We start from the raw sequence: 25136 nt of genomic DNA on the forward strand, positions 1-25136 counted from the left end.
CAAGATGCGCAAACTTCTGATGTCCCTGCTGATGGCCGGCTCGCTGATCGCGGCCGGCGTTGGCTCCGCGCTCGCTGACGACGCGGCGTCCGCCGCGGCTGCGTCCGCGCCCGCCGCAACGGCTTCCGACGCGTCGGCTGCCGCTGCACCATCCGCTTCGGCACCGGCCGCAACCGACGCATCCGCCGCCGCAGCAGCAGCCCCGGCTTCGGGCGCCGCCGACGCATCGGCCGCCGCAGCCGCGTCCGCGCCGGCCGCACCCGCCGCGCCGACCGCGCCGTTCTCCGTCGATTCGTCGAAGATCAGCGCGGGCGACACCGCATGGATGCTCACGTCCACCGCGCTCGTGCTGTTCATGACGGTCCCCGGCCTCGCGCTGTTCTACGCCGGCATGGTCCGCAAGAAGAACGTGCTCGCGACCGTGATGCAGAGCTTCGCGATCACCGCGCTGATCACGGTGCTGTGGACGGTGGTCGGCTACAGCCTCGCGTTCACGCCGGGCAACGGCTTCATCGGCGGCCTGTCGCGCACGTTCCTGCACGGGATGAACTACATCCACGGCGACAAGGCGACGACGCTGACCGTCAGCCACCTGGCGCCGACGATTCCGGAATCGGTCTACTTCGTCTACCAGATGACGTTCGCGATCATCACGCCGGCACTGATCTGCGGCGCGTTCGCCGACCGGATGAAGTTCTCGGCGATGCTCGTGTTCATGACGCTCTGGTCGCTGATCGTCTATGTGCCGATCGCGCACATGGTGTGGGAGCCGACCGGCTGGCTGTCGGCGGACGGCGTGCTCGACTTCGCGGGCGGCACCGTCGTGCACATCAACGCCGGTATCGCGGGCCTCATGTCGTGCCTGGTGCTCGGCAAGCGCGTCGGCTACGGCCGTGAATCGATGGCGCCGCACAACCTCGTGCTGACGATGATCGGCGGCTCGATGCTGTGGGTCGGCTGGTTCGGCTTCAACGCGGGTTCCGCGGTCGCGGCCGACGGCCGTGCCGGCTTCGCGATGCTGACGACGCAAGTGGCGACGGCCTGCGCGGCGCTCGGCTGGATGTTTGCCGAGTGGATCGCGAAGGGCAAGCCGTCGGTGCTCGGCATCGTGTCGGGCGCGGTCGCGGGTCTCGTCGCGATCACGCCGGCCGCCGGCTTCGTCGGCGTGGCGGGTGCGCTCGTGATCGGCATCGCGGCCGGCGTCGTGTGCTTCTGGTCGGCGACGTGGCTCAAGTCGAAGCTCGGCTACGACGATTCGCTCGACGCGTTCGGCGTGCACGGCATAGGCGGGATTCTCGGCGCGCTGCTGACGGGCGTGTTCGCGGTCAAGGACATCGGCGGTGCCGACGGCAGCCTGCTGCTGCAGGCCAAGGGCGTGCTGATCACGCTGGTCTACAGCGGCGTGCTGAGCTTCGTGCTGCTGAAGCTGATCGACCTGACGATCGGCCTGCGCGTGTCGGAAGAGGAAGAGCGCGAAGGCCTCGACGTGATCCTGCACGGCGAGCATGTCGAATAAGTCATAAGGATGCACGGCGGGCCGCCGCGACGACGGCGCCCGTCACGAATGAGCGCAGCGACTTCGGCCCGCCCACCCGGCGGGCTTTTTTTCTCCTGCCGCCTGCTGCCGTAGCGCATAACCCTTCGCGCTATCGGGTCAATAGCCGAAAACTTCCTCCAAACCCTTGCGAAGCCGGGAACAATCCCCAAATGGGCGGGGCAATTGCTCTACAATCTTCATTCTCCCGCTCGCGAGTGATTCATGGTTCCCCACCTCGTTACCGCGTTGAACGGTCCGCTGCTCGAACTCGAGCAGAAGATCCTCGACGCGACGCCTGCGATCGAACGCTGGTTCAGGCTCGAATGGCAGGAACACACCCCGCCGTTCTATTGTTCGGTGGACCTGCGCAATGCCGGCTTCAAGCTGGCGCCCGTCGACGCGAACCTGTTTCCCGGCGCGTTCAACAACCTGCCGTCCGAGGTGTTGCCGCTCGCCGTGCAGGCCGCGATGGCCGCGATCGAGAAGATCTGCCCGGACGCGAAGAACCTGCTCGTGATTCCCGAGTTGCCGACCCGCAACGCGTTCTACCTGGAAAACGTCGCGCGCCTCGCGACGATCATGCGCCAGGCCGGCTTGAACGTGCGCTTCGGCTCGCTCGACCCGAGCATCACCGACATGACGCCGATCACGCTGGCCGACGGCCAGAAGATCGTGCTCGAGCCGCTCGAGCGTTCGCAGCGCCGCCTCGGCCTGAAGAATTTCGACCCGTGCTCGATCCTGCTGAACAACGACCTGTCGGCCGGCATCCCGGCCGTGCTGGAAAACCTGCACGAGCAGTACCTGCTGCCGCCGCTGCACGCGGGCTGGGCCGTGCGCCGCAAGTCGACGCACTTCTCGTGCTACGACGACGTCGCGAAGAAGTTCGCGAAGATGGTCGGCGTCGATCCGTGGATGGTGAATCCGTATTTCGCGCATGTGGAAGGGGTCGACTGGCAGGCGCATGAAGGCGAGCAGGCGCTCGCCGACGCGATCGACGGCGTGCTGAAGAAGATCACGCGCAAGTACCGCGAATACGGGATCAGCGAGAAGCCGTACGTCGTCGTGAAGGCCGACGCGGGCACGGCGGGGCGCGGCGTGATGACCGTGCACGACGCGGCCGAGATCGGCCGCCTGTCGAAGGCCGAGCGCGCGCAGATGGCCGAGTCGAAGGCCGGCCTCGCGGTGCGCGACGTGATCGTGCAGGAAGGCGTCTATACGTTCGAGCGCGTCGGCGACGAAGTCGCCGAGCCCGTCGTGTACATGATCGACCGTTACGTGGTCGGCGGCTTCTACCGCACGCACGGCGGCCGCGAGCGCGACCAGAACCTGAACGCGCCCGGCATGCACTACGTGCCGCTCGGCTTCGAGCACACCGCGCTGCCGGATGCAGGAGCCAAGCCGGGCGCCGCGCCGCCGAACCGTTTCTACATGTACGGCGTCGTCGCGCGGCTGTCGCTGATCGCGTCGTCGATCGAACTGGAAAAGACCGATCCCGAAGCCATCCAGGTGTAACGGACCTTCGCTACGTACAGGACCCGCATGGACATTCTCTTTATCGCCGACCCGCTCGAGCGCTTCAAGATCTACAAGGATTCGACCTACGCGATGATGGCCGAGGCCGCGCGGCGCGGGCATGCGGTGTACGCGTGCGAGCCGGGCCACCTCGCGTGGACGGGTTCGGCTGTCGAAGCCGATGTGCGGCGCATCACGTTCGTCGGCGAACTGGACGACCTGCATCGCGAGACCTGGTTCGAGGCGGGGCCGGTCGATGCGCGCCGCGTCGAATCGTTCGGCGCGGTGCTGATGCGCAAGGATCCGCCGTTCGACATGGAATACGTGACGTCGACGTGGCTGCTCGAGCTCGCCGAGCGCGCGGGCGCGCGGGTGTTCAACCGCGCGCAGTCGATCCGCGACCATTCGGAGAAGCTCGCGATCGGCGAGTTTCCGCAGTTCGTCGCGCCCACGCTTGTCACGCGCGACGCGAAACGGCTGCGTGCATTCCACGCCGAGCACGGCGACGTGATCCTGAAGCCGCTCGACGGGATGGGCGGGATGGGCGTGTTCCGCGTGAAGCCGGACGGCATGAACCTCGGTTCGATCGTCGAGATGCTGAGCCACGACGGCACGCGCTCGGTGATGGCGCAGAAGTTCATCCCCGAGATCAAGGCCGGTGACAAGCGCATCCTGCTGATCGGCGGCGAACCCGTGCCGTATTCGCTCGCCCGGATTCCGCAGGGCAGCGAGGTGCGCGGCAATCTCGCCGCGGGCGGGCTCGGCGTCGCGCAGCCGCTGACCGCGCGCGATCGCGAGATCGCCGAGACGCTCGGTCCCGTGCTGGCGTCGCGCGGGCTGCTGCTGGTCGGCCTCGATGCGATCGGCGACTGGCTGACCGAGGTGAACGTCACCAGCCCGACGTGTTTTCGCGAGATCATGGAGCAGACGGGCTTCGACGTCGCCGCGATGTTCATCGACGCGCTGGAGCGTGCGGCCGCGTAGGCCGTTTCCCGCGCAACCCCGGCGGCGGCCGCGCAGGTCCCCCGCCGCCGGAGCAGCTTGACCGGCCTGCTACAATGCCCGCTTGCCCGGTGCCGTGATCGGCGCACCGAAGGCCCGGCGGTCGGGCCGCAACTGTCGCAAGGTTGAACATGGAACGTTTCCCACACTCGCAACGCTCATTGCCCCGCCGCGGGGTGTCGGCCCGCCAGGGGCGGCCGGGAGCGATCTGACATGGCCGGGATTCTGATCATCGCGCACGCCCCGCTCGCCACCGCGCTGCGGGATTGCATCGCGCACATCTACGGCGGCGTGCCCGCACGCATCGGTTGTATCGACGTGATGGCGGACAGCGATCCGACCCAGGTGATGGCGTTCGCGTACGCGGAGCTCGCGCGGCTCAAGGAAGAGAACGGCGTGGTCGTGCTGACCGACATGTACGGCGCGACGCCCGCGAACATCGCGGGCCAGCTCGCGAAGGTCGACAACGTGCGCGTGCTGGCGGGCGTGAACCTGCCGATGCTCGTGCGGGCCGTCTGCTATCGCACCGTGCCGCTCGACAAGCTCGTCGACAAGGCGTTGTCCGGCGGCGCGAAGGGCGTTCATGAAGTCGCGGCCGGCACGCCGCCGCCGCCGACGGAAGCCGGCTGCGGCCAGTGCGCGCCGATTCCGCCCGCACCGCAGCCGCGCACCGAATCGCACTGACCACCCGTTTTCCGTTTTAGACCGACCCGCCGACGCGCCCCGCCGGCGGCCCCGACCGACCCGACCGAGAATCATGCTTCAACAAGAAACCACCATCGTCAATAAATTGGGGCTCCATGCGCGCGCATCGGCCAAGCTTACGCAACTGGCCGGCAACTTCCAGTCGGAAGTGTGGATGACACGCAACGGGCGCAAGATCAACGCGAAGAGCATCATGGGCGTGATGATGTTGGCGGCGGGCATCGGCAGTACCGTGACGATCGAGACCGAAGGGCCCGACGAGCGGGAAGCGATGGACGCGTTGCTGAAACTGATCTCCGACAAGTTTGGCGAAGGCCAGTGATCCAGGGCCTGTTTCCATAGGGAGACGCCCTGGGATCGTTGCTGTTTCCAGTCAGAATGCCGCGGATTTCGCGGCATTTTTTTCGTCGGAAGCATTGATGCGGAATGCGCAATGCTGCAGTGCATGCAGTCAGCGGGGGCCGCGGAATTTATAATCGCTAACCGGGGTCATAAGCGCATCGCAGCAGTGTGCCGCGGCTTTACTTGTATAGAGGAGGTGCGCGTGTCCTTCACGCTGCATGGCATTCCCGTCTCACGAGGTATCGCGATCGGGCGAGCGTATCTGATCGCGCGGGCGGCGCTCGACGTCGTCCATTACCTGATCGAGGCAAACCGGATCGACGCCGAGGTCGAGCGTTTCCGCACGGCGCTCGATGTCGTGCATCACGAACTCGAGGCGCTGCGCGCCGACCTGACCGACGACACCCCGAGCGAAGTAGGTGCATTCATCGACGTGCACGCGATGATCCTGAGCGACGCGATGCTCGTGCAGGAAACCATCGACCTGATCCGCACGCGCCGCTACAACGTCGAGTGGGCGCTGACCGAGCAGCTCGAGCTGCTCACGCGCCACTTCGACGACATCGAGGACGAATACCTGCGCGAGCGCAAGGCCGACATCGAGCAGGTGGTCGAGCGCGTGCTGAAGGCGCTTGCCGGCGCGCCGTCCGCGTCGCAGGCGCTCGACCGCGCGGCCGCGAACAGCACGAACGAGATGATCGTCGTCGCGCACGACATCGCGCCGGCCGACATGATGCAGTTCAAGACGCAGTCGTTCCAGGCGTTCGTCACCGATCTCGGCGGCCGCACGTCGCACACGGCGATCGTCGCGCGCAGCCTCGGCATTCCGGCCACGGTCGGCGTGCAGCATGCGAGCGCGCTGATCCGCCAGGACGACCTGATCATCGTCGACGGCGACCAGGGCATCGTGATCGTCGATCCCGCGCCGATCGTCCTCGAGGAATATTCGTACCGCCAGTCCGAGAAGCTGCTGGAGCAACGCAAGCTGCAGCGGCTGAAGTTCTCGCCGACGCAGACGCTGTGCGGCACCAAGATCGATCTGTGCGCGAACATCGAGCTGCCCGACGACGCGAAGGCGGCGGTCGAGGCCGGTGCGGTCGGCGTCGGGCTGTTCCGTTCCGAGTTCCTGTTCATGCATCAGAAGCTGATGCCCGAGGAAGAGGAGCAGTTCGCCGCGTACAAACGGGCCGTGGAATGGATGAAGGGCATGCCGGTGACGATCCGCACGATCGACGTCGGCGCGGACAAGCCGCTCGAGGCGCTCGACGAAGGCTACGAGACGGCGCCGAATCCCGCGCTCGGCCTGCGCGCGATCCGCTGGAGCCTGTCCGAGCCGCAGATGTTCCTCACGCAGTTGCGCGCGATCCTGCGCGCATCCGCGTTCGGCCAGGTGAAGATCCTGATCCCGATGCTCGCGCATGCGCAGGAAATCGACCAGACGCTCGACCTGATCCGCGAGGCGAAGCGCCAGCTCGACGACGCGGGGCTCGAGTACGATCCGAACGTGCGCATCGGCGCGATGATCGAGATTCCGGCCGCGGCGATCGCGCTGCCGCTGTTCCTGAAGCGGTTCGATTTCCTGTCGATCGGCACGAACGACCTGATCCAGTACACGCTCGCGATCGACCGCGCGGACAACGCGGTCGCGCACCTGTACGACCCGCTGCATCCGGCCGTGCTGCACCTGATCGCCTATACGTTGCGCGAAGCGAAGCGCGCGGGCGTGGCCGTGTCGGTGTGCGGGGAAATGGCGGGCGATCCGGCGCTCACGCGCCTGTTGCTCGGGATGGGGCTCACCGAGTTCTCGATGCACCCGAGCCAGTTGCTCGTCGTGAAGCAGGAGATCCTGCGCGCGCATCTGAAGGCGCTCGAGAAGCCGACGGCCGACGTGCTCGCCGCGTTCGAGCCGGAGGAAGTGCAGGCGGCGCTGCAGCGTCTGTCGGTCGCCGAGCCGCGCGCGGACGCTGCTGCCTAGGCCCCCTGCGTCGCTGCCGATCGTAGCGAAACGTCACGCATGCGCCGGCGCTTGCACGCCGCGCGTCAGTGCCGGCCCCCGCATACGGGGCAGTCGGCCTGGCGCGCGATCTTCATCGTCGTCCATTCCATTCGCAGCGAATCGAGCATCATCAGGCGCCCGTTGAGCGTCGTGCCGATCGCGCCGATCACGCGCAGCGCTTCGGCGGCCTGCATCGCGCCGATGATCCCGACCGTCGGCGCGAACACGCCCATCGTCGCGCACGCGACTTCCTCGAACGGCTGGTCTTCCGGGAACACGCACGCATAGCAGGGCGCGGCCGGGTCACGGAAATCGAACGTGCTGATCTGGCCGTCGAAGCGCAGCGCGGCGCCCGACACGAGCGGCACGCCGTGCGCGACGCACGCGCGGTTGATCGCGTGCCGCGTCGCGAAGTTGTCGGTGCAGTCGAGCACGACGGTCGCACCCGGCACGTGTGCGTCGAGCCACGCATCGTCGACGCGCTCCGCGACCGCGTGCACCTTCACGTCGGGATTCAGTTGCGCGAGCGCGTCGCGCCCCGATTCGACCTTGCTGCGGCCGACCGACGACGTCACGTGCAGGATTTGCCGCTGCAGGTTCGTGAGGTCGACCGTATCGGCGTCGACGAGCGTGATCGTGCCGACTCCCGACGCCGCGAGGTACATCGCGGCGGGCGAACCGAGGCCGCCCGCGCCGACGACGATCGCATGCGCATCGAGAAAGCGCTGCTGCGCCTCGATGCCGATTTCATCGACGAGGATGTGACGGGAGTAGCGAAGCAGTTGATCGTCGTTCATGGGGAGTCGTGGGCGAGGCGGGCGGGTGTATCGTTATTCTAGGCGCGCATGAAAAACGGGCCATCGCGGTCTTCCCGCGATGGCCCGTCGGATGCCGGCCGGCGCTTACTTCGGCGCCGACGCGGGCTTCGGTGCGGAAGCCGGCTTCGCGCTCGATGCCTTCGAGGCCGCGGCGGCCTTGCCGGCCGGGCTCTTCGTCGTGCTCTCGGCGAGCATCGACTTCGATTCCTGGATCGGCTTGCCTTCGAGCTTGTTGAGCGCCTGCTGCATCATGAAGTCGTCGGTGCTGCCGAACTCGATCGGCTTGCGATCGCGATCCTTCTGGCGTTGCTCCGGCGTCTTCTTGTCGTTCTGCTCTTCGAGGACGCGCAGCTGGTCCATCCGGCGCTGCTCGCGCTCTTCCTGTTCCTTCTTCTCGTTCGGGTCCTGCGTGTTCGCGAGGTGGTTCGTGTAGTCGACCTCGCGCGTCACGAGCACGTCGTCCGGATCGCCGTCCGCGTACTGATCGACCGGCACGTCCGGCGTGATGCCCTTGTTCTGGATCGAACGGCCGCTCGGCGTGTAGTAGTACGCGGTCGTCAGGCGCAGCGCGGTGTCGGCCGTCATCGGGCGGACCGTCTGCACCGAGCCCTTGCCGAACGTCGTCTTGCCCATGATCTGCGCGCGCTTCGAATCCTGCAGCGCGCCGGCGACGATTTCCGACGCGGACGCCGAATACGCGTTCGTCAGCACGATCATCGGCACGGTCTTGAAGACCGGCGGCAGGCTCTTCAGCGGATCGCCGTCGAAGGACGGCAGGCGATAGTTGTCGTACGTATCGCGGTAGACCTGCTTCGAATCGGGGATCTGGCCGTTGGTCGACACGACGACCGAGTCGGGCGGCAGGAAGGCGCCGGCCACGCCGACCGCGCTCTGCAGCAGGCCGCCGCCGTTGTTGCGCAGGTCGAGGACCAGGCCCTTCAGGTTCGGCTGCTGGCGCGCGATGTCCTGCAGCTTCGCGGCGAGATCGGGGGTCGTGCGCTCCTGGAAGCTCGTGATGCGGACATACGCGTAGCCCGGATCGAGGATCTTCATCTTCACGCTCTGGACCCGGATGATCGCGCGCGTGACCGTGACCGGGAACGTGCGGTCGTCGCTCTTGCGGAAGATCGTCAGCGTGACCTTGGTGCCCGGCTCGCCGCGCATCTGCTTGACGGCCTTGTCGAGCGTCATGCCGCGCACCGGCTTGTCGTTGATGCGCGTGATCAGGTCGCCCGGACGGATGCCGGCGCGGAACGCGGGGGTGTCCTCGATCGGCGAGATCACCTTGACGAGGCCGTCTTCCTGCGAGATCTCGATGCCGAGACCCGCGAAGCGGCCCTTCGTCTGCTCCTGCAGCTCGTCATAGTCGGTCTTGTCGAGGAACGACGAGTGCGGGTCGAGGCTCGACACCATGCCCTTGATCGCTGCCGTCAGCAGCTTCTTGTCGTCGACCGGCTCGACATACTCGCGTTTGATCTGGCCGAACACTTCCGCGAACAGGCGGAGCTGGTCGAGGGGAAGCGGCGCCGTGGCGGTCTGCTCGGCCGATGCGGAAACCTGCAGCGTGGCGAACACGCCCGTGGCGAGGCCCGCGGCAATCAGGCCGATGTTCTTCAATTTCATTCGCATAGAGAGTCTGGTGCGGTCGGGAAGCGCGTGGCGGTAGCGGGGATGTAGCGGACAAGTATAACTGTTCGTCCGATAACCCAGTGGAACGGCGCGAAAAGCGACGAAAAGGGCCCGGAGAAGGCCCGGCGGGGCACCGCCGGACGCGCTGCGGGTTCGAAAGCGGATTCGACAGCGCCCGGGCCGCGAAGGTTCGCGCGCTGCGCCGCGCAGGGCAGCGGCCGGGCACGCCGCACCGGAAGCGGCCCGCCCGGCACGGCGGGTGTCAGCCCGCCTTGCCCTGCTTCGCGACGGCGGCCTGCGCCTGCGCGATCGCGTCCTGGTCGCCGAGGTAATAGTGCTTGATCGGCTTCAGGTTCTCGTCGAGTTCATACACGAGCGGCACGCCGTTCGGGATGTTCAGGCCGACGATGTCGCTGTCCGAGATGCCGTCGAGGTACTTGATCAGTGCGCGCAGCGAGTTGCCGTGCGCGGCGATCAGCACCTGCTTGCCCGCGCGGACCGCCGGCGCGATCGACTCGTTCCACAGCGGCAGCACGCGCGCGACCGTGTCCTTCAGGCACTCGGTGAGCGGCAGCTGTTCGCGCGGTACCTTCGCATAGCGCGGGTCGTTGAACGGCGCGCGTTCGTCGGTCGGCTCGAGCGCGGGCGGCGGCGTGTCGTAGCTGCGGCGCCAGACGAGCACCTGGTCGTCGCCGAACTTCGCGGCCGTTTCCGCCTTGTTCAGGCCCGACAGCGCGCCGTAGTGGCGTTCGTTCAGGCGCCACGAATGGACGACGGGCAGGTACATGAGGTCCATCCGGTCCTGCACGTGCCACAGCGTGCGAATCGCGCGCTTGAGCACCGACGTGTACGCGATGTCGAACGTGTAGCCGGCCTCCCTGAGCAATTCGCCGGCCTGGTAGGCCTCGTTGCGACCCTGTTCGGTCAGGTCGACGTCGACCCAGCCGGTGAAGCGGTTTTCCTTGTTCCACGTCGATTCGCCGTGGCGGATGAGAACGAGTTTGTACATGGATCTTGCGGTCGGTAGTGAAGGAAGCGGTGCGCATCGCGCGGGACCCGACCCGGGCCCGCCATCGCGCAAGACGGTTATTTTATAATGGCGGGATTGTCCTCATCCGATTTCTCTTTTTCCGGCGGAATTCCGTGACGTTCTTTACCGATTACACGAACCTGGCCCTTATCGCGATCCTGCTGGTATCCGGCGGCCTGCTGGCCTGGCCCGCACTGCGGCGCGGCCGCGGCGGCCTGTCGGCCGCAGAGGCCACCCAACTCATCAACCGCCGCAACGCGATCGTGATCGACGTGCGCGCCGCGTCCGATTTCGCCGCCGGCCACCTGCCGTCGGCGCGTCAGGTCGCGGCGGGCGAGATCGGTGCGAAGATTGCGCAGGTCGCGAAGAACAAGAGCACGCCCGTGCTGCTCGTCTGCCAGAATGGCCAGCAGTCGCAGAAGGCGGCGCGCGAGGTCGAGGCGGCGGGCTACGCCGAGGTGCACGTGCTCGAGGGCGGCGTGGCCGCCTGGCAGCAGGCCGGGATGCCGGTCGTCAAACAAGGAGTGGCGAAGTGAACAAGGTTTTGATGTACAGCACGCAGGTGTGTCCGTATTGCATCCAGGCCGAGCGCCTGCTGAAGCTGCGCGGTGTCGAGCAGATCGAAAAGGTGCTGATCGACCGCGATCCGGCCCGCCGCGAGGAAATGATGACGCGCACGGGGCGCCGCACGGTGCCGCAGATCTATATCGGCGACACGCACGTCGGCGGCTACGACGATCTGTCGAAGCTCGACCGCGACGGCGGGCTCGCTCCGCTTCTGCAAGCGGCCTGATTAGGGCAGAATGGCCGCCGGCCGCGCCGCGGCTTGGGCGCGCAGGATTCATCCGTGGCGGCCGGCGAGAAGCCGGGCCGCCCCGTCACCACTTTTAGGGAAACACCATGTCCGACGTCGAAAACCAACCGTTCTTCAACATCCAGCGCGTCTACCTGAAGGACATGTCGCTCGAGCAGCCGAATTCGCCGGCGATCTTCCTCGAGCAGGACATGCCGTCGGTCGAAGTCGAAGTCGACGTCAAGGCAGACCGCCTGGCAGAAAGCGTGTTCGAAGTCGTCGTGTCGGGCACCGTCACCGCGAAGGTGAAGGACAAGGTCGCGTTCCTGATCGAAGCGAAGCAGGCCGGCATTTTCGACATTCGCAACATTCCGGACGAACAGCTCGATCCGCTCGTCGGCATCGCCTGCCCGACGATCCTGTTCCCGTACCTGCGTTCGAACATCGCCGACGCGATCACGCGCGCGGGCTTCCCGCCGATCCACCTGGCGGAAATCAACTTCCAGGCGCTGTACGAGCAGCGTCTCGCGCAGCTTCAGCAGCAGGGCGGTGCCGAAGCAGGCGCGCCGAACGGCACGACGCTGAACTGACGCTTCACTCGGACCGGTGCTGGGTATGAAAGTAGCCGTTCTCGGCGCCGGTGCCTGGGGCACCGCGCTCGCGGGCCATCTGGCCGCGCGGCACGATACGCTTCTGTGGGCGCGCGACGCCGCGCTCATCGCCGGGCTGCAGGCCCGGCACGAAAATTCCCGCTATCTGGACGGCATCGCGCTGCCTGACGCATTGCGCTACGACGCCGATCTCGGCGCCGCGCTCGCGCATGGCGCCGCGGACGACGCGCTGTGCGTGATCGCCGCGCCCGTGGCCGGGCTGCGCACGCTGTTCGGCGCGATGCGCGATGCGGGCTGCGTGCCCGCGCATGTCGTCTGGGTCTGCAAGGGCTTCGAGGCCGACACGCATCTGCTGCCGCATCAGGTGATCGCGGCCGAGCTGCCCGAACAGCAGAGCAACGGCGTGCTGTCGGGGCCGAGCTTTGCGCGCGAGGTCGGGCTGTCGCTGCCTGTCGCGCTGACGGTGGCGAGCGCGTCCGCCGAATGCCGCGAGCGCACGCTCGCCGCGTTCCATCACGGCGCGATGCGGATCTATACGGGCGACGACGTGGTCGGCGTCGAGGTCGGCGGCGCGGTGAAGAACGTGCTGGCGATCGCGACCGGCATCGCCGACGGTCTTGGCCTCGGGCTGAACGCGCGCGCCGCGCTGGTCACGCGCGGCCTCGCCGAAATGTCGCGGCTCGGCGTCGCGCTCGGCGGCCGCGCGGAAACCTTCACGGGCCTCACGGGCCTCGGCGACCTGATCCTCACCGCGACGGGCGACCTGTCGCGCAACCGCACGGTCGGCCTGCAACTGGCGGCCGGCCGCACGCTGGACGACATCCTCGGCGCGCTTGGCCACGTGGCCGAAGGCGTGCGCTGCGCGCAGGCGGTGCTGGCGATCGCACGCGCGCAATCGATCGAAATGCCGATCACCGAAGCCGTGTGCGGTGTGCTGTTCGACGGCATCGCGCCGCGCGACGCGGTCAGCGGCCTGCTGCGGCGCGACGCGCGCGCCGAGTAGCGTGGACGTGCGCCGCCCGGTGCAGTCGCACCCAGCGCGCGGCGCCAAAGCGCACTACGCTTGAACAGTCTCCGGCGTTCCGGGAGGGTGTCATGCTGCAGATCGGTTCCACCACGCTCGACGCGCAGGTCGTCGATATCACGACGCTCGATGTCGACGCGATCGTCAACGCCGCGAACGGCTCGCTGCTTGGCGGAGGCGGCGTCGACGGCGCGATCCACCGTGCGGCCGGCCCCGGCCTGCTCGCCGAATGCCGCACGCTCGGCGGCTGCGACACGGGCGACGCGAAGCTCACGCGCGGCCACGGGCTGCCGGCGCGCTACGTGATCCATGCGGTCGGGCCCGTGTGGCACGGCGGCGGGCGCGGCGAGGCCGACCTGCTCGCGTCGTGCTACCGGCGCGCGATCGAGCTGGCCGAGGAGGTCGCCGCGACGTCGATCGCGTTTCCGGCGATCAGTTGCGGCATCTACCGCTATCCGGCCGAAGAGGCCGTCGACATCGCGGTCGGCACCGTCGCCGAAATGCTGCCGCAGGCGCCGAGCCTCGCGCGCGTGGTGTTCGCGTGCTTTTCCCCCGACATCTACGACCTGTATCGCGCGCGGCTCGCGCGGGCCTGACGCAGCCCGCGCCGCGCACGCGTCATGCGCCGCCTTCGAAGCCGGCCTGGCGCCACGCCTCGAACACGACCACCGCGACCGTGTTCGACAGGTTCAGGCTGCGGTTGTCCGGCCGCATCGGCAGGCGCACGCGCTGCTCGTTCGCGAAGCGCTCGAGCAGCTCGGCGGGCAGGCCGCGCGTTTCCGAGCCGAACACGAACCAGTCGCCGGGCAGGAACGCATGGTCGTGGAAGCGGCCCGAACCGCGCGTCGTGAATGCGAACATCCGCGCGGGATCGGGCGATTCGGCCGCGACGAACGCGTCCCAGTCGCGGTGCACGCGCATCTGCGCATATTCGTGATAGTCGAGGCCGGCGCGGCGCATCCGCGCGTCGTCGAGCGGAAAGCCGAGCGGCTCGATCAGGTGCAGGCGCGCGCCCGTGTTGGCGCACAGGCGGATCACGTTGCCGGTGTTCGGCGGAATTTCGGGGGCGACGAGGACGACGTTGAACATGTTTCGGTTTGGCTGGGCCGTCCGGGGCGGCGCAACGCGCGCGTTCCCGGCCGGCCGGTTCGTGATGGCCACGGCCGCGTTCCGGCGGCCGGCCTTTCTATCTAATTAATCCCTGGCGGTGCGCAGCGCAACCAGATTCGTCACGCGCGCGGCGCCGGCCGTCTTCAGCGCGTGCGCGGCCGCCGCGAGCGTCGCGCCGGACGTCATCACGTCGTCGACGAGCGCGACGTGGCGGCCGGCGACGTCGCCCGTCACCGCGAACGCCGCCATCACGTTGTCGCGCCGCGCGTGCCGGTCGAGCCGCGATTGCGGCGCGGTGTCGGCGACGCGCGCGAGCAGCGCAGCCTCCGCGCGCACGCGGAGCCGGCGCGCGAGCGGACGTGCGATCGCCCACGCCTGGTTGTAGCCGCGCGCGACGAGCCGCCGGTGCGACAGTGGCACCGGCACGACCAGGTCGAAGCCGCTGGTGCCGCACGTATCGTCGACGAGCCGGGCGAGCCGCGCCGCGAATTCGGCGCCGAGCGCGAGTTGCGCGTGAAACTTCAGGCCGCGCGCGAGCCCGTCGAGCGGCGAGCGGTAATCCGCCAGCGCGAGCGTCGCATCGAACGGCGGCGGCGCGGTGCGGCACGCGTCGCACCGGTACGCGGCCGCGCGGCCGGCGCCGGTGTGCCCGCCGCGGGGCGAACGCGGTCGCGCAGTGCCCAGCGGCAGCGCGCAGACGTCGCAGCGCAGCCTCGCTTCATTCCAGTACGCGGTGTCGCAAGCGCCGCAAATCACGGCGTGTGACAAATTGCCGCACAGTGCGCAGCGATTCGGCAGCGCGACAGTGGCGACACGTGCCGCCAGTGCGCGAACCCGCGACAAAACGACGCGCATCGTGCGCGGAGCGGAACCGCGGATCATCGCAACACTCCTGACACCTCGTCTCAATGAAGCCTGCGGGGCGAGCGAGTATACTTCGGGCTCTTCGCCAGTGTGCCCGACATGTCCCCAGCTTCGACTTCCACCGGCCGTCCGGCCAATGACGCCAGGCGCCTGCGGCGGATCTTCGACCGCCGTGCCGCCACGTTCGACGCGGTCGCGTTCCTGCCGCGCGAGATCGCGCAGCGGATGAACGAACGCCTCGAATACATCAAGGTGAGCCCCACGGCCGTGCTCGATGCGGGCTGCGGCCCGGGCGACGACCTGCCGGCGCTGCGCGCGCGCTTTCCGGAAGCCCCCGTATTCGGCGTCGACCTGTCCGGCGCGATGCTCGCGCGGGCCGGTCAGCGCGAGGTCGAGCAGGCCAGCTGGCGCCGCTGGCTGCCGGCCTCGCTCGGCCGGGCGCTGGGCCAGCGCGGCCCGCGCGTCGCGCAGGCCGACTTCGCCGCGCTGCCGTTCCCCGGCGGCGCGTTCGACCTGATCTGGTCGAATCTCGCCCTCCACTGGCATTCGCGTCCCGACGCGGTGCTGCCCGAATGGCAGCGCGTGCTGCGCGTGAACGGGCTGCTGATGTTCAGCACGCTCGGTCCCGACACGCTGCGCGAGCTGCGCGCGGCCTGCGCGGACGCCGAAGCGGCGCTCGGCATCGCACCGCCGGCCGCGCGCGTCATCGATTTCGTCGACATGCACGACCTCGGCGACATGCTTGTCGAGAGCGGCTTCGAGATTCCCGTGATGGATCAGGAAGTGCTGACCGTCACCTACAAGTCCCCCGATTCCCTGCTGGCCGACGTGCGCCGCTGGGGCGCCTATCCGTTCGAGCGCGCGGCGCCGCAGCGCGCTACGCGGCGCTTTCGCGCGGCGCTCGGCGATGCGCTGGAGGCGCGCCGGCGCGCGGACGGCACGATTGCCCTGACCTTCGAGGTGATCTACGGCCACGCGTGGAAGGCCGTGCCGCGCACGACCGCCGAAGGGCACGGGATCGTGCGCATCGAGGACATCGGAAAGGGGCGTCCGAAGAATCGGTAAAGCGGTAAAGATGGGTTTTGTTATGTCTGAAATTAGCGGCGCAAAGCAGGGTCGAGTTGGCGCCAAAAATGGCCGGAAAGCTTGTCGCGCTTGGCTTGGCGGGCGATAGGCGCTTGCTTGTGGATGCCATTGAACCCGCCTATAATGCGTCAGCTTGTCGTCCCGGGGTCCCCGCAATACGGGGCGACGAGTCCGATGCAGGCATGCATCGCATGCCATTCGCGTGAGGCGGCGATGGAAGCAGCGAGGGGTTTGGCGGAGGCGACGAACGGCGAGCCGGTGCTGGAAGACTGGCTCATGAAACGTAACTGTTCGGTGTCGCCACGCCAGTTCGTGCTGTTTTACGCGTCGCTCGCGGGCTTTTCGCTGGCGATCGCGACGTTGCTGATGTGGCGGGGGGCTTGGCTCGTCATGCCCTTCACCGGAATCGAGTTGGTGGCGGTGGGTGTCGCATTTGCGATCTATGCTCGCCATGCGGTCGATTACGAACGCATCAGGCTGTTTCCGCACCGGCTCGTGATCGAGCGGATGGATGCGGAGCGGCTCACGCAGATCGAATTCAATCCGCGCTGGGTGCGGGTCGAGCCGGGTGCGACGCCACGCGATCCGATTCGGCTGGTATCGCGCGGGCAGACCGTCGTAATCGGGCAGCATCTCGCGCAGCACAAGCGTGCGCAGTTCGCCGACGAACTGCGCGTGTCGCTCAGGCGCTGCGGCTGACGAGGCGCGGGCACTGGCCGGAAACAGGCCGGCGGCTTGCGACGGGGGAGGGTTTGAATGGAAATTTTGGGTAAGGATGCTATGAAAACAATCAAGCGAGCCCTCGCGGGCGTGCTGGCATGCAGCGGATTGCTCTTTGCCGGTGCGGCCCTGGCGGTCGGTGATAGCCCGGGCGGCCCCCGTGTCAACGAGATCAACTTTCAGCCGCCTGTCACGAAGATCGCCGAGGAGCTCTACGATCTCCACACGATGATGCTGATCCTGTGTACGGTGATCTTCGTCGCCGTGTTCGGCGTGATGTTCTATTCGATCTTCGCGCACCGCAAATCCAAAGGCCACAAGGCCGCCAATTTCCATGAAAGCACGACCGTCGAGATCATCTGGACGATCGTGCCGTTCGTCATCGTCGTGCTGATGGCGTTGCCGGCGACGAAGGCCGTCGTCGCGATGAAGGACACGACGAACGCCGATCTCACGATCAAGGTCACCGGCTACCAGTGGAAGTGGGGCTACGACTACGTGAAGGGTCCGGGCGAGGGCATCGGCTTCCTGTCGACGCTGAGCACCCCGCGTGACGAAGTGATGGGCAAGAAGCCGATCACCGACACCTATCTGCAGGAAGTCGACAACCCGCTCGTCGTGCCGGTCAACAAGAAGATCCGCATCATCACGACCGCGAACGACGTCGTCCACTCGTGGTACGTGCCCGCGTTCGGCGTGAAGCAGGATGCGATCCCCGGCTTCGTGCGCGACACGTGGTTCAAGGCCGACAAGGTCGGTACCTTCCGCGGTTTCTGTACGGAACTGTGCGGCAAGGAGCACGCGTACATGCCGGTCGTCGTTGAAGTCCTGTCGGACGACGATTACGCGAAGTGGGTGACCGCGCAGAAGGCCAAGATGGCCGGCGCGGCGGTCGATCCGAACAAGGTCTACACGATGGCCGAACTCGTCGCGCACGGCGAGGAAGTCTACAAGGCGAACTGCGCGGCCTGCCACCAGGTGAGCGGCAAGGGCCTCGGCGCGTTCCCGGCAATGGACGGCAGCCCGATCGTGAACGGCCCGATCGCCGCCCACGTCGAGCGCGTGCTGCAAGGCAAGGGCGCGATGCCGTCGTGGGCGTCGCTGTCGGACCTCGACATCGCTTCGGTCGTCACGTACGAGCGCAATTCGTGGGGCAACCACAAGAACGACCTGCTGCAGCCGAAGCAAGTGGCTGACGCGCGCAACGGCAAGATGCCGGAAGACACGGCGGGCGCGGCAACGGCGGCGGCGCCGGCCGAAGCGGCTTCGGCACCGGCGCAAGCCGCGTCGGGCGCAGCCGAGCAGCCGGCGGCAGCGCCGGTATCGGCCGCGCTGTCGACGATCTACTTCGAGACGGGCAAGAGCGTGCTGCCGGCCGACGCGAAAGCGGCGATCGCCACCGCGGCCGACTATGCGAAGGCACATCCGGACGCGAAGCTCGCGCTGTCGGGTTTCACCGACAAGACGGGGTCGGCCGACGCAAACGCCGAACTGGCCAAGCATCGTGCACAAGTCGTGCGCGACGCGCTGAAGGCAGCAGGCGTGGCGGAAGACCACATTATTCTCAAAAAGCCGGAAACGATCACGGGCGGGGCTGACGCGAAGGAAGCCCGGCGTGTCGAGATCGGCCCGGCGGCTTGACGTGTCGCTGAGTTAGTCGACGTATTCGCATTAGGAGATTCTCATGTCTAGCATCGGACACGACGTAGCCGCGGACCACGCGCACGACGACCACGCGCACGAAACCCCGCAGGGCTGGCGGCGCTGGCTGTTCGCCACCAACCACAAGGACATCGGTACGCTGTACCTGCTGTTCTCGTTCATCATGTTCCTGTCGGGCGGCGTGATGGCGCTCGGCATCCGTGCCGAGCTGTTCGAGCCGGGCCTGCAGATCATGCGTCCGGAGTTCTTCAACGAACTCACGACGATGCACGGCCTGATCATGGTGTTCGGCGCGATCATGCCGGCATTCGTCGGCTTCGCGAACTGGATGATTCCGCTGCAGATCGGCGCATCCGACATGGCGTTCGCGCGGATGAACAACTTCAGCTTCTGGCTGCTGCCGGTTGCTGCCGTGCTGCTGGTCGGCTCGTTCTTCGCGCCGGGCGGCGCGACGGCCGCCGGCTGGACGCTGTACGCGCCGCTGTCGACGCAGATGGGCCCGGGCATGGACTTCGCGATCTTCGCGGTCCACTTGATGGGCGCTTCGTCGATCATGGGCGGGATCAACATCGTCGTGACGATCCTGAACATGCGCGCGCCGGGCATGACGCTGATGAAGATGCCGATGTTCGCATGGACGTGGCTGATCACGGCCTACCTGCTGATCGCCGTGATGCCGGTTCTGGCAGGCGCGATCACGATGGTGCTGTTCGACCGCCACTTCGGCACGTCGTTCTTCAACGCGGCAGGCGGCGGCGACCCGGTGATGTACCAGCACATCTTCTGGTTCTTCGGCCACCCCGAGGTGTACATCATGATTCTGCCGGCGTTCGGGATCGTGTCGCAGGTGATCCCGGCGTTCGCACGCAAGACGCTGTTCGGCTATAGCTCGATGGTGTACGCGACGGCTTCGATCGCGATCCTGTCGTTCATGGTCTGGGCGCACCACATGTTCGCCACGGGCATGCCGGTCACCGGCCAGCTGTTCTTCATGTACGCGACGATGCTGATCGCGGTGCCGACGGGCGTGAAGGTGTTCAACTGGCTCGCGACGATGTGGCGCGGCTCGATGACGTTCGAAACCCCGATGCTGTTCGCGATCGGCTTCCTGTTCGTGTTCACGTTCGGCGGCCTGACGGGCCTGATGCTCGCGATGGCGCCGCTCGACATCCAGTATCACGGGACCTACTTCGTGGTGGCGCACTTCCACTACGTGCTGGTGGCGGGCTCGTTGTTCGCGCTGTTCTCGGGCTGGTACTACTGGGCGCCGAAGTGGACGGGCTGGATGTACAACGAGACGCGCGGCAAGATCCACTTCTGGGCGTCGATGATCTTCTTCAACCTGACGTTCTTCCCGATGCACTTCGTCGGTCTCGCGGGCATGCCGCGCCGCTATGCGGACTACCCGGCGCAGTTCACGGACTTCAACCAGGTTGCGACGATCGGCGCATTCGGCTTCGGCCTCGCGCAGGTGTACTTCCTGTTCGCGGTCGCGCTGCCGGCCTACCGTGGCGGCGGCGAGCTGGAAAAGGCGTCGGACAAGCCGTGGGACGGCGCGACGGGTCTCGAGTGGACGGTGCCGAGCCCGGCTCCCTTCCACACGTTCGAGCAACCGCCGCACGTCGAGTAAGTTTCACAGTGCGCTCCGCCGCTGCCTGCCGCGCAGGCAGGCGCGGCGGGCGCCGAACCGAAGTTTCAGATGAACCGGAATCCACAACAAAGACGAACGCCCGAGCAGATCCGCGCGGGCAACAAGCGGCTCGGCCTCATCCTGCTCGTCATCGCCGCCGTTTTTTTTGTGGGTGTCGTGATCAAGCAGTGGTGGCTGTCCACTCACTGATGCAGTAACTGACGCAGTAGCGAGGAAGTTGTCGTATGTCGAAGCCGGAAGAGGGCGCCGTCGATCGCGCGTTCAATCGTTCGATGCTGGTGAAGCTCTTCGTCGTGGCCGGGCTGATGTTCGGTTTCGGCTTCGCGCTGATTCCGATGTATCGGGCGATCTGCCAGATCACCGGCATCAACAACCTGGTGCAGCGCGACGTCAGCGAGCGCGAGGTGAAGAACTCGCAGGTCGACACCAGCCGCACGGTGTCGGTCGAGTTCGATGCGAATGCGCGCGGCCCGCTCGGTTTCAAGCCGGAGCACAACAGTCTCGACGTGCATCCGGGCGAACTGACGACGATCGTGTACGACGTGACGAACGGGCAGGGCAGGCCGGTCGTTGCACAGGCGATTCCGAGCTACGCGCCGAAGCAGGCGACGGAATTCTTCAAGAAGATCGAGTGCTTTTGCTTCACGCAGCAGACGCTGGCCGCGAACGAGTCGCGCAAGATGCCGGTGGTGTTCGTGATCGATCCGAAACTGCCGAAGGACGTGAAGACGATCACGCTGTCGTACACGTTCTTCGAGCTGAATACGCCGGCCGCGCCGGCGCCGGCGACGCGCAGTACCGCGGCGCAGGGCGCGGCGAAGCCGGATGCATGATGACGGAGGCGGGGCGATGACGGAGGTCAAGCGGGGCGGATCGTTCGGCCAGGCAGTGAAAGCCGTGCTGTGGTCGTTCTTCGGGGTGCGCAAGCGGCGCGACCTGGAGGCCGACGCGACGCAGCTGAATCCGCTGCACGTGCTGATCGTCGCGTTGATCGCGGCCGGCGTGTTCATCGGCGTGCTGATCCTGATCGTGCGTGCCGTCGTGGGCTGAAGCCCGCGGCCACGAAAGAATGCAGTGCGCGGCGCCACGGCGCCGCGTGCGGGAAAGAGCGGTGGCGGTCACGCCGCGCAAGAAATAAACCGGAGCGGTTTCCGGTAAACAAATTGGACTGAAGTGGAGAATCAAGCATGAGCGGTCAAAACCAGACCCCGTACTATTTCGTGCCGCATCCGTCGCACCATCCGATCAGTGCGGCCACCGGCCTGCTGGTCATGCTCGGATCGGCGGCGCTGTGGATCAACGGTCACGACTGGGCGCCGTTTACGGCGCTGCTCGGCCTGCTGTGGTTGCTCTTCACGCTGTACCACTGGTTCGGCGACGCGATCGCCGAATCGGAAGGCGGTCATTACGGCAAGAACGTCGACAAGTCGTACCGCTGGAGCATGAGCTGGTTCATCTTCTCCGAAGTCATGTTCTTCGGCGCGTTCTTCGGCGCGCTGTTCTATGCGCGTGAAATCGCGCTGCACCAGCTCGGCAGCCTCGACTACAAGCTGATCTGGCCGGATTTCTCCGCCGTGTGGCCGAACGAAGGCCCCGCCGCGCTCGCCGGTCACTTCAAGACGATGGGCCCGTGGCCGATCCCGACGCTCAACACGGCATTCCTGCTGTCGTCGGGCGTGACGCTGACGATCTCGCACCACGCGCTGCGCGACGATCACCGCAAGAAGGCGATCGCCTGGATGGCCGCGACGCTCGCGTTCGGGATCTGCTTCCTGTTCCTGCAGGGCTTCGAATACTTCCACGCGTACAACGAACTGAACCTGACGCTGAACTCGGGCGTGTACGGTTCGACGTTCTTCCTGCTGACGGGCTTCCACGGCTTCCACGTGTTCCTCGGCGGCACGATGCTGGCCGTGGTGCTGGTGCGGATGATCCGCGGCCACTTCACGCCCGAGCATCACTTCGCATTCGAAGGCGCCGCGTGGTACTGGCACTTCGTCGACGTCGTCTGGCTCGGCCTGTACGTCGTCGTCTACTGGCTGTAAATGGAAAAACGGCCCGCGCAGTGATGCGCGGGCCGTTTTCATTGGTGTCGCCGGGCCGCGAGGCTGCCGGCCGACACCACCCTGGCGCCGCCGCGACTCAGTCAGGCGGCGCTTTTGCTTGGTGGTGCGACCGTGCGGCGAAATGTCACAGCGGTCGCGGCGGGTAAATGCATCAACGTCCGATCGGCAAACCGGTCGAATGGATCCAGCCCATCCAGTTCGCGAACAGGATGAACAGGAACAGCGAGACCGACAGCCCGACGCGGGTGGCGAGCGACCAGACCATGCGTTTCGTATGACCGCGGTCGTGCATCATGAAGTAGAGCGCCGAGCCCATGCTGGCAATGATGAGGACGAAGGCGATGGGAACGAGTATGTGCATGACACGAACCGGACGACGGCAATTCGAAAGGAAGGGGATAATTATCGCACTTCGCTTTCGCGAATGTGCCGGGCGGGCCGCACGATGAAGATTCGCTGGCTGCCTGCGCTGCTGATTCTCGTCGTCGTCGCCGTCACGGTCCGTCTCGGTTTCTGGCAGCGCGACCGCGCGCACCAGAAGGAAGCGCTGCAGGCGAGCATCGTGCGCTACGAGCACGCGGCGCCCGTCGACGTCGGCGCGCAGCCGATTCCGCTGGCATCGATCGAGTTTCATCGCGTGCGTGCGACGGGCCGCTTCCTGCCCGAGCAAGCCGTGTTCCTCGACAATCGGCCGTATAACGACCAGCCGGGTTTTTACGTCGTGATGCCGTTTAAACTCACGGGCGGCGGCGTCGTGCTCGTGAACCGCGGCTGGCTGCCGCGCAACATCGCCGAGCGCACGGCGATCGAGCCGTTCGCGACGCCCGCGGGCGACGTCGAGATCGTGGGCATCGCGCGCGCCGACGCGTCGCGGGCGTTCGAACTCGGCGAAGGCGGTTCGGCGGCGCACCAGAAGATCCGGCAGAACCTGGACGTCGCCGCGTATGCGAAGGAAACGGGGTTGCCGCTGCAGCCGTTCGTGATCCAGCAGACGAGCGACGACGGCGACAAGCTGGTGCGCGACTGGCCGGCGGCGACGACCGGCGTCGAGCGCAATTACGGTTACATGTTTCAGTGGTGGGCCATGGCGGCCGCCGCGCTCGGCTTCGGCCTGTACGCCGCGCGGCGTGCGGCGAAGAAGTCGGCCGGCGCGTGAGCGCCATGCCAGGACGCGGCGCCGGTGCCGCGGGTTCGTTTCGAGAGGTCTGATTTGTCCATGCAATCTTCCCGTCAGGGTCCGGCCGCTGCGCCGTCGCCTGCGGCCCGCAAGCGCGGCCGCTGGATGCTTGTGCTGCTGGGGCTCGTGTGCGCCGCGCCGATGCTCGCGTCGTATTTCACCTATTACGTGATCAAGCCGAAGGGCGGTTCGACGAACTACGGCACGCTGATCGAGCCGCAGCGGCCGATCCCGGCGGATCTGCAGGTCACCGACGAAACCGGCAAGACCGTGCCGCTGTCGTCGCTGCGCGGCGTGTGGCTGTTCGTGATGACCGACCGCAGCGCGTGCGACGAAGCCTGCGCGCAGAAGCTCTATTTCATGCGCCAGATCCGCGTCACGCAGGCGGGCGAACGGCACCGGATCACGATGGTGTGGCTGCGCAGCGATGCGGGCGCGACGCCGCAGAAGGTGCTGGACGCCTATCCCGACACGCGCCGGCTCGTCGCCGATCCGGCCGCGGTGGCCGCGTGGCTGCCGGCCGACGTCGGCACGAAGGACAGCGACCACCTCTACCTGATCGACCCGAACGGCAACCTGATGATGCGTTTCCCGAAAGACCCGAATCCCAGCAAGATCAAGGCGGACGTGACGAAGCTGCTGAAGTGGTCGAGCATCGGTTAAGGCAAGAGAACGAGGCACCATTCCGATGTCGTATCTACTGCAACTCGGCCTGATCGGCTTGTGCATCGCACTGCTGCCGCTGTCGTACGTGTGGGTGAAGGCCGACGACAACAAGTTCCGCAAGCTGGTGTGGATCACCACGTTCCTGACGCTCGACCTGGTGATGTTCGGCGGCTTCACGCGGCTGACCGATTCGGGGCTCGGCTGCCCCGACTGGCCCGGCTGCTACGGCACGTCGTCGCCGTTCATCGCGCACGCCGCGATCACGGCCGCGCACCAGGCGATGCCGACGGGCCCCGTCAGCATGACGAAAGCGTGGATCGAGATGATCCACCGCTATTTCGCGATGGCGATCGGCGTGCTGATCATCGCGCAGGTCGTGATCGCGTGGTCCGCGCGGTTGCGCCGCCGCCCGCTCTCCGTGTCGCCGTGGTGGCCGACCAGCCTGCTGCTGCTGATTCTCGTGCAGGGCGCGTTCGGCGCGTGGACGGTCACGATGAAGCTGCAGCCGGTGATCGTCACGATCCACCTGCTGCTCGGCCTCACGTTGCTTGGCACGCTCGGCTGGCTCGCGGCGCGGCAGACGCCGCTGCCGTCGCATGATCCCGAGGCCGGCCGCTATCGCGCGGCCGCGCTCGCGGCGCTCGTGCTGCTGGTCGTGCAGATCGCGCTCGGCGGCTGGGTGAGCACCAACTACGCGGTGCTCGCGTGCACCGACTTCCCGACCTGCAACGGCCAGTGGATCCCGCCGATGGACTTCCAGCACGGCTTCCACCTGTGGCGCGCGCTCGGGATGACGAAGGACGGCGACGCGATCACGCAGGACGCGCTGGTCGCGATCCACTGGACGCACCGCACGTTCGCGTTCGTCGTCGTCGCGTATCTCGTCGCGTTCGCGCTGAAGATGCGCCGCTTCGAGTCGCTGCGGCGGCCCGCGACCGGCGTGCTGCTGGTCGTCCTGCTGCAGTTCGTGACGGGCCTGACCAACATCGTGCTGCAGTGGCCGCTGCCGGTCGCGGTCGCGCACAACGGCGGTGCCGCGATCCTGCTGCTGCTCGTCGTCATGTTAAACTTTCGCATCCTTTCAAGCCGCCCCGGCCGTGTCGCGCAGCCTGCGCGCGACGTCGCCCCGGCGTGA

Annotated in this window: 28 protein-coding genes; 22 read left to right on the forward strand and 6 right to left on the reverse strand. The window is 67.0% G+C overall.

The features are described 5' to 3' along the window. Window positions 1–4 precede the first annotated feature (4 nt). The 6 genes from BFF94_RS23015 (at window position 5) to ptsP (ending at window position 7073) form a co-directional block, all read left to right on the forward strand. Complete coding sequence (locus BFF94_RS23015) at window positions 5–1516, forward strand: ammonium transporter (protein ID WP_219139891.1); 1512 nt, start codon at window positions 5–7, stop codon at window positions 1514–1516. Between the two features lie 243 nt (window positions 1517–1759). Beyond that, the gene (gene gshA, locus BFF94_RS23020) at window positions 1760–3049 is read left to right on the forward strand and encodes a glutamate--cysteine ligase (RefSeq protein WP_128843678.1); all 1290 of its coding nucleotides are present in this window, start codon (window positions 1760–1762) and stop codon (window positions 3047–3049) included. Between the two features lie 27 nt (window positions 3050–3076). Further along, a complete protein-coding gene (gshB, locus tag BFF94_RS23025; protein ID WP_128843677.1) occupies window positions 3077–4033 on the forward strand; it encodes a glutathione synthase in 957 nt (318 codons plus the stop codon). A 231-nt stretch (window positions 4034–4264) separates the two neighbouring features. After that, window positions 4265–4735, forward strand: a complete 471-nt coding sequence (locus BFF94_RS23030; RefSeq protein ID WP_219139892.1) for a PTS sugar transporter subunit IIA — start codon at window positions 4265–4267, stop codon at window positions 4733–4735. 73 nt (window positions 4736–4808) lie between these two features. Further along, a complete protein-coding gene (locus BFF94_RS23035; protein ID WP_128843676.1) occupies window positions 4809–5078 on the forward strand; it encodes an HPr family phosphocarrier protein in 270 nt (89 codons plus the stop codon). A gap of 222 nt (window positions 5079–5300) precedes the next feature. Further along, complete coding sequence (ptsP, locus tag BFF94_RS23040) at window positions 5301–7073, forward strand: phosphoenolpyruvate--protein phosphotransferase (RefSeq protein ID WP_128843675.1); 1773 nt, start codon at window positions 5301–5303, stop codon at window positions 7071–7073. A gap of 65 nt (window positions 7074–7138) precedes the next feature. Here ptsP and BFF94_RS23045 read toward each other — a convergent pair whose 3' ends face one another. From BFF94_RS23045 to gpmA, 3 genes are all read right to left on the reverse strand, one after another. After that, a complete protein-coding gene (locus BFF94_RS23045) occupies window positions 7139–7891 on the reverse strand; it encodes a HesA/MoeB/ThiF family protein (RefSeq protein WP_128843674.1) in 753 nt (250 codons plus the stop codon). A 105-nt stretch (window positions 7892–7996) separates the two neighbouring features. Further along, complete coding sequence (locus BFF94_RS23050; RefSeq protein WP_128843673.1) at window positions 7997–9541, reverse strand: S41 family peptidase; 1545 nt, start codon at window positions 9539–9541, stop codon at window positions 7997–7999. Window positions 9542–9803: 262 nt separating this feature from the next. Next, complete coding sequence (gpmA, locus tag BFF94_RS23055) at window positions 9804–10550, reverse strand: 2,3-diphosphoglycerate-dependent phosphoglycerate mutase (RefSeq protein ID WP_128847060.1); 747 nt, start codon at window positions 10548–10550, stop codon at window positions 9804–9806. A 134-nt stretch (window positions 10551–10684) separates the two neighbouring features. Between gpmA and BFF94_RS23060 the strand changes: the two genes are divergently transcribed. From BFF94_RS23060 to BFF94_RS23080, 5 genes are all read left to right on the forward strand, one after another. Then, window positions 10685–11107, forward strand: coding sequence for a rhodanese-like domain-containing protein (locus BFF94_RS23060; RefSeq protein ID WP_114178149.1), 423 nt, complete (start codon window positions 10685–10687; stop codon window positions 11105–11107). Further along, entirely contained in the window at window positions 11104–11364 is a 261-nt protein-coding gene (gene grxC, locus BFF94_RS23065; RefSeq protein ID WP_128847063.1) for a glutaredoxin 3, read from the forward strand. Before BFF94_RS23060 ends, grxC begins: the two co-directional genes overlap by 4 nt. 107 nt (window positions 11365–11471) lie before the next feature. Continuing rightward, entirely contained in the window at window positions 11472–11954 is a 483-nt protein-coding gene (gene secB / locus BFF94_RS23070; RefSeq protein WP_128847066.1) for a protein-export chaperone SecB, read from the forward strand. Window positions 11955–11979: 25 nt separating this feature from the next. Next, window positions 11980–12978: an NAD(P)H-dependent glycerol-3-phosphate dehydrogenase gene (locus BFF94_RS23075; RefSeq protein WP_128847068.1), complete on the forward strand. Its 999-nt coding sequence runs from the start codon at window positions 11980–11982 to the stop codon at window positions 12976–12978. 92 nt (window positions 12979–13070) lie between these two features. Further along, window positions 13071–13595: an O-acetyl-ADP-ribose deacetylase gene (locus BFF94_RS23080; RefSeq protein WP_128847070.1), complete on the forward strand. Its 525-nt coding sequence runs from the start codon at window positions 13071–13073 to the stop codon at window positions 13593–13595. A gap of 22 nt (window positions 13596–13617) precedes the next feature. On the opposite strand, the gene trmL is transcribed toward BFF94_RS23080, so the two are convergent. Both trmL and BFF94_RS23090 read right to left on the reverse strand, forming a co-directional pair. Continuing rightward, on the reverse strand, window positions 13618–14088 hold the full coding sequence (trmL, locus tag BFF94_RS23085) for a tRNA (uridine(34)/cytosine(34)/5-carboxymethylaminomethyluridine(34)-2'-O)-methyltransferase TrmL (RefSeq protein WP_128847072.1): 471 nt from the start codon (window positions 14086–14088) through the stop codon (window positions 13618–13620). Window positions 14089–14193: 105 nt separating this feature from the next. Beyond that, the gene (locus BFF94_RS23090) at window positions 14194–14991 is read right to left on the reverse strand and encodes a ComF family protein (RefSeq protein ID WP_219139893.1); all 798 of its coding nucleotides are present in this window, start codon (window positions 14989–14991) and stop codon (window positions 14194–14196) included. A gap of 81 nt (window positions 14992–15072) precedes the next feature. Here BFF94_RS23090 and BFF94_RS23095 point away from each other — a divergent pair, with 81 nt between their 5' ends. From BFF94_RS23095 to BFF94_RS23130, 8 genes are all read left to right on the forward strand, one after another. Beyond that, window positions 15073–16038: a methyltransferase domain-containing protein gene (locus BFF94_RS23095; RefSeq protein ID WP_219139894.1), complete on the forward strand. Its 966-nt coding sequence runs from the start codon at window positions 15073–15075 to the stop codon at window positions 16036–16038. Between the two features lie 195 nt (window positions 16039–16233). Then, on the forward strand, window positions 16234–16758 hold the full coding sequence (locus BFF94_RS23100; RefSeq protein WP_128842628.1) for a DUF2244 domain-containing protein: 525 nt from the start codon (window positions 16234–16236) through the stop codon (window positions 16756–16758). Between the two features lie 57 nt (window positions 16759–16815). Next, window positions 16816–18420 carry a cytochrome c oxidase subunit II gene (gene coxB, locus BFF94_RS23105; protein WP_128842626.1) on the forward strand — a complete coding sequence of 535 codons (1605 nt, stop codon included), beginning with the start codon at window positions 16816–16818 and terminating at the stop codon, window positions 18418–18420. A 43-nt stretch (window positions 18421–18463) separates the two neighbouring features. Next, window positions 18464–20071: a cytochrome c oxidase subunit I gene (gene ctaD, locus BFF94_RS23110; RefSeq protein ID WP_128842625.1), complete on the forward strand. Its 1608-nt coding sequence runs from the start codon at window positions 18464–18466 to the stop codon at window positions 20069–20071. A gap of 69 nt (window positions 20072–20140) precedes the next feature. Continuing rightward, window positions 20141–20281 (forward strand): cytochrome oxidase small assembly protein, encoded by a 141-nt coding sequence (locus BFF94_RS23115; protein ID WP_027789063.1) that lies wholly within the window; start codon window positions 20141–20143, stop codon window positions 20279–20281. Window positions 20282–20316: 35 nt separating this feature from the next. Beyond that, a complete protein-coding gene (locus BFF94_RS23120; protein ID WP_072437278.1) occupies window positions 20317–20925 on the forward strand; it encodes a cytochrome c oxidase assembly protein in 609 nt (202 codons plus the stop codon). A 16-nt stretch (window positions 20926–20941) separates the two neighbouring features. Then, window positions 20942–21142 carry a DUF2970 domain-containing protein gene (locus BFF94_RS23125; RefSeq protein ID WP_096471841.1) on the forward strand — a complete coding sequence of 67 codons (201 nt, stop codon included), beginning with the start codon at window positions 20942–20944 and terminating at the stop codon, window positions 21140–21142. Window positions 21143–21279: 137 nt separating this feature from the next. Further along, on the forward strand, window positions 21280–22137 hold the full coding sequence (locus tag BFF94_RS23130; protein WP_219139895.1) for a cytochrome c oxidase subunit 3: 858 nt from the start codon (window positions 21280–21282) through the stop codon (window positions 22135–22137). Window positions 22138–22309: 172 nt separating this feature from the next. On the opposite strand, the gene BFF94_RS23135 is transcribed toward BFF94_RS23130, so the two are convergent. Continuing rightward, window positions 22310–22519, reverse strand: a complete 210-nt coding sequence (locus tag BFF94_RS23135; RefSeq protein WP_006752055.1) for a twin transmembrane helix small protein — start codon at window positions 22517–22519, stop codon at window positions 22310–22312. 84 nt (window positions 22520–22603) lie between these two features. Here BFF94_RS23135 and BFF94_RS23140 point away from each other — a divergent pair, with 84 nt between their 5' ends. The 3 genes from BFF94_RS23140 to BFF94_RS23150 are packed head-to-tail and all read left to right on the forward strand — an operon-like array spanning window position 22604 to window position 25136. Next, window positions 22604–23314 (forward strand): SURF1 family protein, encoded by a 711-nt coding sequence (locus BFF94_RS23140; RefSeq protein WP_246637393.1) that lies wholly within the window; start codon window positions 22604–22606, stop codon window positions 23312–23314. A 60-nt stretch (window positions 23315–23374) separates the two neighbouring features. Continuing rightward, a complete protein-coding gene (locus BFF94_RS23145; protein ID WP_128842623.1) occupies window positions 23375–23998 on the forward strand; it encodes an SCO family protein in 624 nt (207 codons plus the stop codon). A gap of 25 nt (window positions 23999–24023) precedes the next feature. Beyond that, window positions 24024–25136, forward strand: coding sequence for a COX15/CtaA family protein (locus BFF94_RS23150; protein WP_128842622.1), 1113 nt, complete (start codon window positions 24024–24026; stop codon window positions 25134–25136).

Origin of the sequence: Burkholderia catarinensis (genome assembly GCF_001883705.2) — a bacterium.
Taxonomy (GTDB): domain Bacteria; phylum Pseudomonadota; class Gammaproteobacteria; order Burkholderiales; family Burkholderiaceae; genus Burkholderia; species Burkholderia catarinensis.